The 12,642-nt window shown below is 63.6% G+C and carries 10 protein-coding genes; 7 read left to right on the top strand and 3 right to left on the bottom strand.

The genetic code is table 11. The features are described from left to right. The first annotated feature begins 238 nt into the window (after positions 1 to 238). The 6 genes from ACSQ84_RS01250 (at position 239) to ACSQ84_RS01225 (ending at position 6,954) form a co-directional block, all read left to right on the top strand. Complete coding sequence (locus ACSQ84_RS01250; RefSeq protein ID WP_436211139.1) at positions 239 to 1,861, top strand: GMC family oxidoreductase; 1,623 nt, start codon at positions 239 to 241, stop codon at positions 1,859 to 1,861. Continuing rightward, positions 1,858 to 2,760 (top strand): alpha/beta fold hydrolase, encoded by a 903-nt coding sequence (locus ACSQ84_RS01245; protein ID WP_436209831.1) that lies wholly within the window; start codon positions 1,858 to 1,860, stop codon positions 2,758 to 2,760. The genes ACSQ84_RS01250 and ACSQ84_RS01245 overlap by 4 nt, the downstream gene beginning before the upstream one ends. A 124-nt stretch (positions 2,761 to 2,884) precedes the next feature. Next, the gene (locus ACSQ84_RS01240; protein WP_436209830.1) at positions 2,885 to 3,532 is read left to right on the top strand and encodes a TetR/AcrR family transcriptional regulator; all 648 of its coding nucleotides are present in this window, start codon (positions 2,885 to 2,887) and stop codon (positions 3,530 to 3,532) included. Next, positions 3,529 to 5,217, top strand: coding sequence for an acyl-CoA dehydrogenase family protein (locus ACSQ84_RS01235; RefSeq protein ID WP_436209829.1), 1,689 nt, complete (start codon positions 3,529 to 3,531; stop codon positions 5,215 to 5,217). Before ACSQ84_RS01240 ends, ACSQ84_RS01235 begins: the two co-directional genes overlap by 4 nt. 10 nt (positions 5,218 to 5,227) lie before the next feature. After that, positions 5,228 to 6,070: a class II aldolase/adducin family protein gene (locus ACSQ84_RS01230; RefSeq protein WP_436209828.1), complete on the top strand. Its 843-nt coding sequence runs from the start codon at positions 5,228 to 5,230 to the stop codon at positions 6,068 to 6,070. A gap of 2 nt (positions 6,071 to 6,072) precedes the next feature. Beyond that, positions 6,073 to 6,954, top strand: coding sequence for a Rossmann-like and DUF2520 domain-containing protein (locus ACSQ84_RS01225; protein ID WP_436209827.1), 882 nt, complete (start codon positions 6,073 to 6,075; stop codon positions 6,952 to 6,954). 36 nt (positions 6,955 to 6,990) lie between these two features. On the opposite strand, the gene ACSQ84_RS01220 is transcribed toward ACSQ84_RS01225, so the two are convergent. Both ACSQ84_RS01220 and hpnO read right to left on the bottom strand, forming a co-directional pair. Continuing rightward, positions 6,991 to 7,395 carry a GFA family protein gene (locus ACSQ84_RS01220; protein ID WP_436209826.1) on the bottom strand — a complete coding sequence of 135 codons (405 nt, stop codon included), beginning with the start codon at positions 7,393 to 7,395 and terminating at the stop codon, positions 6,991 to 6,993. Positions 7,396 to 7,544: 149 nt separating this feature from the next. After that, positions 7,545 to 8,936, bottom strand: coding sequence for an aminobacteriohopanetriol synthase HpnO (hpnO, locus tag ACSQ84_RS01215; RefSeq protein WP_436209825.1), 1,392 nt, complete (start codon positions 8,934 to 8,936; stop codon positions 7,545 to 7,547). Positions 8,937 to 9,035: 99 nt separating this feature from the next. Between hpnO and ACSQ84_RS01210 the strand changes: the two genes are divergently transcribed. After that, positions 9,036 to 9,710: a DUF2147 domain-containing protein gene (locus tag ACSQ84_RS01210; protein ID WP_436209824.1), complete on the top strand. Its 675-nt coding sequence runs from the start codon at positions 9,036 to 9,038 to the stop codon at positions 9,708 to 9,710. On the opposite strand, the gene ACSQ84_RS01205 is transcribed toward ACSQ84_RS01210, so the two are convergent. After that, a complete protein-coding gene (locus ACSQ84_RS01205) occupies positions 9,678 to 12,266 on the bottom strand; it encodes an MMPL family transporter (protein WP_436209823.1) in 2,589 nt (862 codons plus the stop codon). The two genes, ACSQ84_RS01210 and ACSQ84_RS01205, sit on opposite strands and share 33 nt — an antisense overlap. Positions 12,267 to 12,642 lie beyond the last annotated feature (376 nt).

Here is a 12,642-nt window from a genome sequence, read left to right as displayed (position 1 = left end):
AAGGAGCGGTCCACCCAACACACGCGGCTGCAGAGGCCCATTTGCTTTGGCAGCTTTCCGTCATGGCCGGGCTTGTCCCAGCCATCCACGTCTGACTATTAGGACTGAAAGAACCTAGATGCCCGGCACCCGTCTCCGCCAGGGCTTCGACGAGGCCACGAGTGGCCGGCCCGCCGAAGCTTTAGCGAAGGCGGCAAGGCCGCGCATGACGACTATTGAATGGGTGGAAATCGAAAAGATGCCGAGCAGGCTTGAAGGTGATTTCGACTATATCGTGGTCGGCGCGGGCACCGCCGGCTGCATCTTGGCCAACCGGCTGTCGGCCGATCCCGGCAATCGCGTGCTGATCCTGGAGGCCGGCGGCAACGACAACTGGATCTGGTTCCACATTCCGGTCGGCTACCTCTTCGCGATCGGCAATCCGCGCTCCGACTGGATGTTCAAGACCGAGCCCGAGCCCGGCCTCAACGGCCGCGCGCTGGCCTATCCCCGCGGCAAGGTGATCGGCGGCTCGTCGGCGATCAACGCCATGATCTCGATGCGGGGCCAGGCCGCCGATTACGATCACTGGCGGCAGCTCGGCCTCACCGGCTGGGGCTATGACGACGTGTTGCCGCACTTCCTGCGGCTCGAGGATCATTTCCTCGGGAAGAGCGAGCACCACGGCACGGGCGGCGGCTGGCGGATCGAAGCGCCGCGGCTGTCCTGGGAAGTGCTCGACGCGGTCGGTGACGCCGCCGAACAGATGGGCATCCGCCGCATTGCCGATTTCAACACCGGCGACAATGAGGGCATCAGCTATTTCCACGTCAACCAGAAGCGCGGCCGCCGCTGGTCTTCGGCGCGGGGCTTTCTGAAACCGGTGCTGAACCGCCAGAATTTGCGGCTGGAAAAGCACGTGCTGGTCGATCGGCTGATTGTCGAGAACGGCCGCGCCGTCGGCGTGCGTTTCTATCAAGGCAATGACCTCATTGAGGCCCGCACCCAGGGTGAAGTCATTCTGTGCGCCGGTGCGATCGGATCGACGCAGATATTGCATCGTTCGGGGATCGGGCCCGCCGACTGGCTGTCGCCCCTTGGCATCGACGTCACGCTGGATCGCGGGGGTGTGGGACGCAATCTGCAGGACCATCTGCAGCAGCGCGCGATCTACAAGGTCGAGGGCGTCCGCACCCTGAACGAGACCTATTACAATCTGTTTCGGCGCGGCCTGATGGGGCTGGACTATGCGTTCCGCCGCCGCGGCCCGCTGACCATGGCGCCGTCGCAGCTCGGCATCTTCACGCGCTCCGATCCGCATCGCGCGCGCGCCAACATCCAGTTCCACGTGCAGCCGCTGTCGCTCGACAAGTTCGGCGATCCGCTGCACCGGTTTCCCGCCATCACGGTCAGCGCCTGCAATCTGCAGCCGACCTCGCGCGGCACCGTGCGGGTGCGATCCTCACACGCCGACGAGGCGCCCGCGATCGCGCCGAATTATCTGTCGACCGGCGAGGATCGCCAGGTCGCGGCGGATGCCATCCGCACCACCCGCCGACTGATGAAGCAGCAGGCGCTGGCGCGATTTCACCCGCAAGAGTACCTGCCCGGTCCCAGCGTCGGCGACGACGATGCGTCGCTCGCAAAAGCCGCCGGCGACATCGGCACCACGATTTTTCACCCCGTCGGCACCGCGAAGATGGGCACGGCGAGCGATCCGATGGCCGTTGTCGACGAGCGCCTGCGCTTTCACGGCATCGCCGCCTTGCGCGTCGCCGACGCCTCGGTGATGCCGACGATCACCTCGGGCAATACCAATACGCCGACCGCGATGATCGCCGAAAAAGCTGCGACAATGATTCTGGAGGATGCCCGCGCTTGACGGACCCGGTTCGGATTTCGATTGGAAATGCCGACGCGCGCATCGCACTGGCGAGATGGGGGCTTGAGGATCGAGCCAAGCCGCCTGCCCTTCTGTTGCACGGCACCGGTTTCGTCGCCGAGGTCTGGGACGACGTCGCCCGCGAACTCGCGTTACGCTACACGGTCTATGCGCTCGACCGCCGCGGCCATGGCGACAGCCACAAGCCCGCGGCCGACCACTATCACTTCCAGGATTTTGCCGAGGATGTGTGCCGGGTGATCGAGGCGCTCGACCTCACCAGCATCTATGGCATCGGACACAGCGCCGGCGCGACCGACCTGCTGCTGGCCGCGAAACTGCTTCCCGAGCGTTTTGCCCGCCTGTTCGTGATCGAGCCCACGATCATGGATCCGCGCGCGCCGCCTCCAGATCGCACGAGCGACTTTGCCAACGGCGCCGCGCAGGGCGTGCTGCGCCGCCAGGCCGAGTTCGAGAGCGCGGAAGCCGCGTTTGCGCGTTATCGCGCGGCGCCTGCCTTTGCGGCATGGACGGAGAATTCGCTGCGGGCCTATATCCGACACGGTTTCGCAGCTCAGGAAGACGGCCGGGTGCGGCTGCGCTGCACGCCGGAAATCGAGTCAGCCGTGCTGCTTCCGATCCTTCAGGCGATGGAGCAGGTTTACACAGGCGACGCGCGCGGCAATCCGTTCGCGTGGCTGCCCGAGATCAAGTGCCCGGTGCGCGTGGCGACCACGGAAAAATCCTGGCCGATCTACAAGGAGATGGCTTCGCGCGCCGTCGCGCTGTTGCCGGCCGCGACCGAAATGAAATTCGACGGCGTGGGTCACAGCGTTGCGCAGGAAGCGCCCGAACTCGTGCTAGGGGCACTGAAGGCGTTCGAAGCACAAGACCGGTAACGGCCATCGCAACATGACAGTATGGATTGCCTGCACGCGCAGGCGCGTTTGACTCGCCTGCGAAATGAATGTAGGTTCACATTTCCTGAATAAAAATTCACACTACTTGAAGTCCAGATTCACAATGGCGCAAGCGCAGAGACGACGGCAGCAGATCGAGGACACGCTCAAGAACGTCGTCAGGGTCACGCGCGAGCTGATCGCCGAGGGCGGGTGGTCGGCTGCGCAGATATCGGTGATTGCGAGCCGCGCCGGCCTGGCGACCGGCTCGGTCTATCGCTACTTCGATTCCAAGGTCGATCTGTGCGTGCAGGTGCTGTCGGAAGTTTCGAAGCGCGAGGCCGAAGTCGCCGCAAGCATCATCGATTCCGAAGGCGACGCCACCTCGCGGATGCATGACGCCGTGGCGACGTTCGTGCGCCGGGCCGCGCGCGAGCCGCGGCTGGCCTATGCCCTTATCGCCGAACCCTGCGAGCCCGCGCTCGACGAAGCCAGGCTGCAATACCGGGATGCGCTCGCCAAGCAGTTCGCGCGGCTGATCGACGACGGCATTCGCCGCGGCGAGTTCATCGACATGCCGAGCGACGTGCTTTCCACCTGTGTCACCGGCGCCATGATGGAGCCGCTGATCCGGCCGCTGGCGCGCGCCACCCGCCCCCGGAAACAGGAAATCGAGACGCTTGCCGAACAGGTGGCGATCGCTTGCGTTCGCATGGTCCGCGCCAATTCGCCAAGACTGACCAGCATCAAGAAGCCGCGGAGAGCCCAATGAACGTGACGCTCCAGGCCGCGCCGCTTGCGGATCATCCATTTCCGTCCATCGAAACCCACCAGGTTCTGAACCAGGCCAGTCCCTGCAGCGGCTACGACGCCTTCGCGGGCGATGTCGTGCTGCGCGACATGGTCGATCGCCATGCGCCATGGAGCGCCACCAACGCTTCGGTGGTCGGGGCGCTTGCCGGCGACGCGCAGGTCCAGGAAGCCGCACGGCTGGCCAACGAGCACGCACCGCAGCTCCGAAGCCACGACCGCTTCGGCAACCGCACCGACTGGGTCGAATTCCATCCGTCCTGGCATCAGCTGATGGGACTGGCGTTCGGCAACGGCGTCCACAGCCTGGCATGGACCACCACGCAGCCCATGGGCCATTTCGCGCGCGCGGTGCTCAGCTATCTCTGGAACCAGGTGGAAAGCGGCGTCGGTTGCCCAACCGGAATGGCCTACGCCGCCGCCGCCGGTTTTGCCGGCAAGCCTGAGTTTGCGCTGTGGCGCAAAAAGACGCTGTCGACGCACTATGATCCGCGGCGCCTGCCGATCGAGCAGAAAACCGGCGCGGTGATCGGTTACGCGATGACCGAAAAACAGGGCGGCTCGGACCTGCGGCAAACGCAAACCGTCGGCGTGTTTGCCGGCAGCGAAGACGGCGCGCAGATCTACCTGCTGACCGGACACAAATGGTTCTTCTCCGTCCCGACCTGCGACGGGTTTTACACGCTGGCGCGGACTAAATCCGGCGTCAGTTGCTTCTTCGTGCGCCGCCTGCTTGCCGACGGCAGCAGCAATCGCGTTTTCGTGCAACGTCTGAAGGACAAATGCGGCAACCGCTCCAACGCATCGAGTGAGGTCGAATTCAATCGCACTTTCGCGATGCTGGTCGGCGAGGAAGGTGGCGGCATCCGCGAGATCCTGTCCCATGCCCACCTCACGCGGCTCGACTTCGCGGTGGGATCGGCCGGCTTGATGCGGCAGGCACTGACACTGGCGATCAACCACGCCTCGACGCGCAATGGCTTTGGCCACCGGATGGCTGAGCTGCCGATGCAGGCCAACGTGCTGGCCGACCTCGCGCTGGAAAGCGAAGCGGCAACGCTAGCCGCGTTTCGGATTGCGCGCGCGACCGACGGCATGCACACCAGCGAAAGCGAACGGTTGCTCGCGCGGGTCGCCACCCCCGTCGTAAAATTCTGGAACTGCCAGCGCGCCGTTACCTTCGTGTATGAAGCGCTGCAAGTTCACGGCGGCAACGGCTTCATCATGGAGAACCCGATCGCGCGGCTCTACCGAGAGGCGCCGCTGAACTCGATCTGGGAGGGCACGTCGAACATGATGTGCATGGACGTGCTGCGGGCACTGAGCCGCGAGCAAGGCGCACGCGAGGCGTTCATGGCCGAAATGTCCGGCGCGGGCGCGGCGGATCGGGCCCATGGACAATTCCTTTCCGACCTGAACGACGATCTCGGCGACCGCGTCAATGACGAGGGTGACGGCCGCCGCATCGTGGCGCGCATGGCGCTGGCGTTGCAGGCCAGCGAAATGTTGAAGCACAGCCCCGCAAGCGTTGCGGATCGCTTCGTCAGCTCACGGATGGGAAACCGGCATGCCGGCCTGATCGGCACGCTCGCGAACGGTCCGGACTTCGGCGACATCGTCGCCCGCGCCAGCGTCACCGCCAACTGAGGACCTCCTGATGGGCAAGATGGAAGTCATCCCGATCTCGAATGTGCAATCCGCGGTTTCGAGCGAAGAATGGCGAACCCGAATCCACCTCGCCGCCTGTTACCGCCTGATGGCGGCATTCGGCATGACCGACTTGATCTACAACCACATCAGCGCCCGGATTCCCGGCGCAGCAGAGCACTATCTGATCAACCCCTACGGCATGTTGTACGAGGAGATCACGGCATCGAGCCTCGTCAAGATCGATGTCGAGGGCGCGACCATCCTGCAACCGGATCACGGTTACAATGTCAACGTGGCCGGCTTCTACCTGCACGCGCCGATTCACAAGGCCCGTCCGGACCTGCAGTGCATCATCCACACCCACAGCCGCGCTGGCACGGCGGTCAGCGGACTGCGCGAAGGGTTGTTGCCGCTGTCGCAGACGGCGATGCGCTTTCACGGCCGCATCGGCTACCACGATTTCGAGGGGCCGGCGATCAGCGGGGCGGAATGCGACCGCATCACCAGCGACCTTGGCCCTCACGACATCCTGATCCTGCGCAATCACGGACTGCTTGCCTGCGGCCGCAGCATCCCACAGGCCTTCAACGCCATGTACTGGCTGGAGAACGCCTGCCGCATCCAGGTGGACATGCTCTGCTGCAATCGTCCGCTGCACCCGCCGACCGCTGCCGCCATCGACAGTACGGTGACGTGCTTTGCAGGCACCGAAATCACCTTGCTGAACGAGGCCGAGACCAATCCCACCGTCAATGAAGGCGCCCGCGGCAACGCCGGCGGCTATGGCGGGCTGGAGTGGGACGCCTTGCTGCGCAAGCTCGACCGCATGGATCCCGCCTTCCGGAGTTGACGATGCAGGAACAGAGGCACGGCTTCGTCGGGTGCGGCCGCGTCGGCCGCACGCTCGCGCAAGCGTTTGCGAATGCCGGTTACCAGGTGACAGCTGCCTGGAGCCGGAAAGCCGCCGATCTGGCGTTGATGGCGAAAGAAGTACCTGGCTTGCAGCCGCTTGCAAGCGCGCAGGCGGTTGCCGATGCCTGCGACTTCGTCTGGCTGACCGTGGCCGACGACGCCATTGCGACGGTGGCCGACGGCATCGCGTGGCGTGCGCGACACCGGGTCATTCACTGCAGCGGCGCGACCGAAGTCGATGCGCTTCGAAACGCAGGGAATTGCGGCGCGTCGATCGGCGGATTCCATCCGATGCAGATGTTCACCAATCCGGCCGTCGCGCTGAAGGGGCTGCCGGGTTGCACCGTCGGGGTCGAGGCGGAAGCCGAACTTCTCGAATCGCTGCAGCAGATGGCATCGAAAATCGGTTGCGTTCCCGTGCAAGTGCCGCCCGGGCAGCGCGCGCTGTATCACGCCTCCGCCTACTATGTCGGCCCGTTCCTGATAGCGCTGCTCGCCGAAGGCGCGAACCTGTGGCGCACGTTCGGCGCGAGCGAGAAACAGGCGCTCGATGCCATGCTGCCGCTGCTTGCGGGCACGCTTTCTGCCGTCCGCGATGGCGGCCTCGCCAACGGCATGGGCGGGTGTGTCGCAAGGGGCGACATCGGAACGGTGCGCAAGCATTTGACTGCGCTGGACCACCTCGACGCCGATGCAGGTCAACTCTATCGCGCACTCGCAAGGCGCAACGTTCCGCTCGGCCTCGCCCGCGGCAGCCTGAGCGCTGCCGCGGCCGAACGCATCGGCGAGACGCTGGCGATGGACGCAAAGGCCGATGCCTGAGGCCATCAAGGTTGCGGGTGATGATCTGCCGGCCGGCTATGTCTGCGCAGGGTAACGTTCGAATACCGGCAATTCGTGCGCACGCTCCATCCAGCCGATCCGCTCGGCGACCTGGATGTGCGCCATGACAGGAACGACATCGGGATCGTCATAGGTGCCGCTTTGCACGTCGATCATCCCGGGCAGCATGTTCGCATTGGTATAGAACAGCCCGGTTCCGCAATTGGCGCAAAACTGCCGCCGGCCGTGTTCGGAAGAAGCGTAGATCTTGGGCTCGCCTTGCGTCACCTTGACCGCATCTTCGGCGTACATCGCCCAGCCCACCATCGGTGCGCCGGCGTGCCGCCGGCAATCCGCGCAATGACAGAGCGCATGCACGATCAGGTCGCCCTCCACCTGGTAGCGGATCGCACCGCAATGACAGCCGCCGGTAATGCGCATCGGTCTCCTCCTCGTGAATTTATTCGGGTGAAGAAGAATACTATCGCGCGGATCGGCCGAAACTGCGGCATAAGCGCAGTCGCGCCGCCCAGAATTCAGAAGGAGTCCTTGCACTCGCCGCGAGGGCGATCGCGCGCGGCGCGTAAGCGTTACGCCGACTTCCGCACGGCGTTGTCGACCAGGGTCTTGCCGAGCGACCAGATCGCGCCGGGCACCTTGTGGCTGGAGGCGATCACGGTGTCGAACGCCTTTTCGATCCAGCTGCAGTCTTCTTCGGAGATGACGAGCGGCGGCAGCAGCTTGATGGTGTGGCTGCCATGGCCGGAGACCTGGGTCAGGATCTTGTGATCCTTGAACAGCGGCACCGTGATGAGCTGGCAGAACAAGCCCTTGTTGGCGGTCTCAAGCACGTTCCAGGAAGCTTTCAGCCGCAGCGATTTCGGCGGACCGAACTCGATGCCGATCATCAATCCCTTGCCGCGCACTTCCTTCAGCAATTCGTAGCCGGGCACCATGCGGGTCAGCGCGAGCCGGAGCTCGGCGCCACGTTTCGCCGCCTGCTCGACCAGTTTTTCGGCCTTCATCACTTCGAGCGTGGCGATACCGGCCGCCATCGCCAGATCGTTCTTCGCAAAGGTCGAGCCGTGCACGACGGCGCGATCCATTTGATTGAAGATCTTGTCGAAGATGCTCTTGCGGGTCAGCAGCGCGCCGACCGGCACATGTCCGCCGGACAGCGCCTTCGCCAGCAGCACCATGTCGGGCTCGACATTCCAGTGCTCGACCGCCAAAAACTTGCCTGTACGGCCGATCCCGGTCTGGATTTCATCGGCAATGAACAGCGTGCCGTATTTGCGGCACAGCGCCAGCGCGCCCGGCAGAAATTCGTCGGTGGGCAGGTTGACGCCCTTGCCCTGAATCGGCTCGACGATGAAGGCGGCAACCTGACGCGACGACAGCGCCTGTTCCAGCGCGGCCAGATCGTTGAACGGGATCTGGGTGCATCCGGGCAACAGCGGCTCGAAGCCGGTGCGGAAGTTGGAATCGTCCATCAGCGACAGGGCGCCGTAAGACAGTCCGTGAAAGGAGTGCGAACAGGAGACGATGCCGGGCCGCCCGGTGGCGCCACGGGCGAATTTGATCGCCGCCTCGACGGTTTCGGCGCCGGAATTGGCGAAAAACACCTTGTCCAGATACGGCACATGTTCGAGCAGGCGTTCCGCCAGCACGCCGGCCAGCGTTGAGACGTCCAGCTGCACCAGGTTGGGGAAATCGCTGTCGAGCACGCTTTTCAGGGCATGGCGCAGCGCCGGATGATTGCGGCCAATCGCAAAAACGCCAAATCCGCTCAGTAGATCCAGATAGCGCGCCCCGTCACGATCGAACAGGTATTGACCTTGACCCTTCTGAAAGCCGACATCGTAACCAATGGTCTTGAGCACGCGGACCAGTTGCTCGTTCAAATGGCGCGAATGCATGGAACTGCGCTGCGCCTGGCGCTCCACAAACATCTCGGAAACGTCTAGATTTGAACTTAGCATTCGCTACATACGTCGGTTGCTGGTCATTTCGTCAACTGAAAACGCTCAATGCGGCGTTTTGACCCCGCTTGCACATCTACTTAAGCATAGGTTTGAACCATGTTGCACTGCCCAAGAACCCTCGCGCGCAGAATAGTTTTTTCCGGATTCTTTTTAGCCACAGGTGTTACCTCCGCTCTGGCCGCCGATCCCACCGGCGACTGGAAAGTGGCCGACGGCGTCGCCAACATTCGCGTCGCTCAATGCAACGGCAACATGTGGGGTGCCGTCGCCTGGGAGAAAACGCCGGGTGGCCGTGATTCGAATAATCCTGATCCCGCAAAGAAGAGCCGGCCGACGCTCGGCATGGCGATCCTGATCGACATGAAGAAGAAGCCCGGCGTCGATGCGTGGGAAGGCCAAGTCTACAACGCCAAGGACGGACAGCTTTATAGTTCGACCATCAAGCCAATTGGGACCGACCAGCTCGAAATTCAAGGCTGCGTGCTGGGCTTCCTGTGCGGCGGCGAGACCTGGACCCGTGCCGGACCGCCGATACCCTCAAGCCCGTCCAACAGCATGGCCAAGGGCGGCGCGCCGAAAAATCCGGGCGCCCCGAAGGCCGGTGCGGGTGCCACGGCAACCGCTCCGGCGGGCGGGCCTCCCGGGCCGAAGACCACCGGCGCCGTGGGCCCGGTACCGGGTCAGAAGCCGGTCGCCGGCCAGAAGCAGGCGGCCGCCGATGCCGTCGGCGATATCTGCCTACTCCCCGACGTCGCGCGGTTTGCCCATTAGCGCGGGCTGAAACAGCAGCACCGCGGCCAGGGTGGTGACGAGCGACAGCGCCAGCAATTTACCCATGCTGGCGGTGCCGGGATGACTGGATAGCCACAGGCTTCCGAAAGCCGTGGCGGTCGTCAGCGCGCTGAAAAAGATCGCGCGCGTCAGGCTGGTCTGCAGCAGGTTGGTTCTGCCCGACCGCCATGCCGTCACATAATAGATCTTGAAGGCGACGCCGATGCCGAGCATCAGCGGCCATGCGACGATGTTGGCGAAATTGAGCGGGAGCCCGATCAGCACGCAGATCTCCATCGTCACCGCACCGGCCACCAGCAACGGCACCAGCGTCAGCAGCACGTCGGTGACTCGCCGCAATGCCAGCCAGAGCAACAGGCTGATCACGATCAGCGCCCAGATGCCGGCGTGGATGAATGCCTTGACGACGGTATCGCCGGACTTGAGAATCGAGACCGGGCCACCGATCGCAGTCGGCTCGGCCGCCAGAACCGCATCGGCAAACTTGCGCAGAACGTCATTGTCGTTCGGGTCACCCTTCGGCAGCGCCTCGACGCGCATCAGGCCGTCCTTGGTCTTCCAGCTGCTCACCAGTTCGGGCGGCAGCGTTTTCAAGGTGACCGGCTGGGCCTGCATCGTGTTCTTGAGCTGGTCGAAGGTTATCTTGAGGGGAACGACGAAAATGCCCTGCGCCTTGTCGCGAACCGCCTGGGTTGATTCGGCAAGCTTCGACAGCGCGTCCGCCAGCCGTCGCGACGCGGCCGCGCCCGGCCCCTTGCCGTCGCCAGCGGTCCTGCGCAGGCTGTCGACCGAACTCTTGAGCGCTTCGACGTTCTCGGCATCGGTCGGCGCGGCATCGACGGACTCCGGATTGAGCGCGGGGTCGACCACCTTGGCGGCCTGCGCAATCAATTTCAGTTTGGCCGGCTGATCCTGCGGCACGAAACTGTCGAGCGACATCACGCGAAGCACTTCCGGCAGCTTCTCCAGCTTCGCCTCGATCTTCTTGGCGTCGGCCTCCGAGTTCGTCATCACGTTGATGGCGTTGGCGCCGGTGTTGGGATCCTTGCGCAGATCGAGGAAGGTCGCGATCGACTCCACCCTCGAGTTGCGCAGATTGATCGGGTTGAAGTCGAACTTCATGAAATAGAGCAGCGGCAGACCGGCCAGCGCGACCAGGATCGTGCCGACGATGATGATGACGCGGTGCCGCTCGAGAAAGTCGTCGACCGGCGCCAGGAAAGCATAGCCGACCGGCTCGCTTTCGCCGGGAGGATTGAGCAGGGTCAGCAGTGCCGGCAACGTCGTGATGCTGGTGATGAACGCCACCACCATGCCGGCGCCGGCGATCTTGCCGAGTTCGGAAATGCCCTTGTAATCAGTCGGCAGGAAGCACAGGAAACCGGCGGCGGTCGCCATCGCCGCCAGCGACAACGGGACCGACGAGCGGCGTGCCGCGCTCTCCAGCGCGAGCACCAGATCGTCATTCTTGAAGCGCTCCGAACGGTAACGGACGCTGAACTGGATTCCGAAATCCACGCCGAGTCCGACGAACAGCACCGCGAAGGCGATCGACAGCAGATTGAGCGAACCCACCATCATCAGACCGACCGCCGTGGTGATGGCAAGGCCGACGAACAGGTTCACGAACACCGCGAAGATAATCTTGCCTGAATGCAGCGCCATCCACAGAATCACGAGCACGATTGCAACGGTGCCGATGCCGTTGACGATCGCACCGTCCTGAACGGTAGCGTATTCCTCGTTGGCGATCGGAACCGGCCCGGTCAGCCGCACGCGCGCGCCATACTCGCTCGCGAAATTAAGCTCCTTGGCCGCCTGCCGGATCGCGTCGGTGGCGTCCTTGCCGGGCTCGAGCGCGTTGTAGTCGAGCTTCGGCTTGAACTCGATGAAGGCGCGTTTGTCGGAGTCGGCCAGCGGCTTGTCGCTGACGAGTTCGCGCCACGAGAACGTCGCGGTTCCCTTACTCAGGATGTTCTCGACCGTCTGCGAGATCAGGTTGAAGGGCCGTTCCGCGTTGTCGAGCTTCACCTGGCCGCGCTTGATGCCGGCAAGGCCGGTTTCCAGCGCGCCGGTCAGGCCGCGGATCGATGGATCGCCGGCCATGATTTCGATCAGGGGGGCGGCGGCTTCGAGCTGCCCGGCGACCTTGCCGACCTCCTCCACCGGCAGGAACAACAGCCCGCTCTTCTCAAAGAACTCGCCGGAGCCGAGCGGCTGCACCGATTCGAAATTCCTGGTGTCGCCCGCAAGCTTTTCGGACAGCGCCTTGGCAGCGGCGCCGGTGAGCTCGGGTGACGGGGCCTCGATGACGGCCAGGATGAGCTTTTCGCGATCGAACGCCTTCTCGAACTGGTTGTCGCGCTGGCGCCAGTCCAGGTCGGGCGAGATCAGCGTGTTGATGTCGGTATTGATGGAGAAATTCCGCGCGGCATAGAAGCCGCCGCCGATCGCGAGAAGCAGCGAAATGACGACGATGAAGCTGGCAAACCGCGTGCACGATCTAACAATTGAGACAACCAGACTGGTCAGCACATTATTTCTTTCTAGGTCTTAGGGAGCTTGCCGAAAACGCCCGCTGTCTAGCGGAGTTCCAGCGAGCGATCTACATGGGTCGATCTTGGGTCGGTCTAATGTTGGTTTTGGTTACTTTCAGAAGAGTCCCGCGCAGGAGCGGCAAAAACCGGCCGAAACGGCATCGAGGGACCTCATATAGACGCCCACTGCGGGCGAGAAAGTGACGAAATGATGAGAGGCGTGCGCACTTTTGGTATCATGATACTTCCCGCGGCCTTGATCGGCACACGGCCTTTTGCGTACCGGCTTTTCTAAACGCAAATTTTTTGACACAAAGCCCTGTGGTTCCATGCGCTTGGGCGGAGATTACCTCCCGGAACCGGTAGTGCGGTTT

The sequence above is a fragment of the Bradyrhizobium sp. LjRoot220 genome (assembly GCF_964252915.1).
Lineage (GTDB): Bacteria > Pseudomonadota > Alphaproteobacteria > Rhizobiales > Xanthobacteraceae > Bradyrhizobium.
Note: the sequence above shows the minus strand (reverse complement) of the source record. Positions and strands in the feature narration are given on the sequence as shown.

Bases quoted from the DNA above. Each gene is read 5' to 3' on its own strand.
- hpnO (WP_436209825.1), bottom strand. From the start codon at position 8,936: ATGCTAAGTTCAAATCTAGACGTTTCCGAGATGTTTGTGGAGCGCCAG.
- ACSQ84_RS01240 (WP_436209830.1), top strand. From the start codon at position 2,885: ATGGCGCAAGCGCAGAGACGACGGCAGCAGATCGAGGACACGCTCAAG.
- ACSQ84_RS01220 (WP_436209826.1), bottom strand. From the start codon at position 7,395: ATGCGCATTACCGGCGGCTGTCATTGCGGTGCGATCCGCTACCAGGTG.
- ACSQ84_RS01225 (WP_436209827.1), top strand. From the start codon at position 6,073: ATGCAGGAACAGAGGCACGGCTTCGTCGGGTGCGGCCGCGTCGGCCGC.
- ACSQ84_RS01235 (WP_436209829.1), top strand. From the start codon at position 3,529: ATGAACGTGACGCTCCAGGCCGCGCCGCTTGCGGATCATCCATTTCCG.
- ACSQ84_RS01210 (WP_436209824.1), top strand. From the start codon at position 9,036: ATGTTGCACTGCCCAAGAACCCTCGCGCGCAGAATAGTTTTTTCCGGA.
- ACSQ84_RS01230 (WP_436209828.1), top strand. From the start codon at position 5,228: ATGGGCAAGATGGAAGTCATCCCGATCTCGAATGTGCAATCCGCGGTT.
- ACSQ84_RS01250 (WP_436211139.1), top strand. From the start codon at position 239: ATGCCGAGCAGGCTTGAAGGTGATTTCGACTATATCGTGGTCGGCGCG.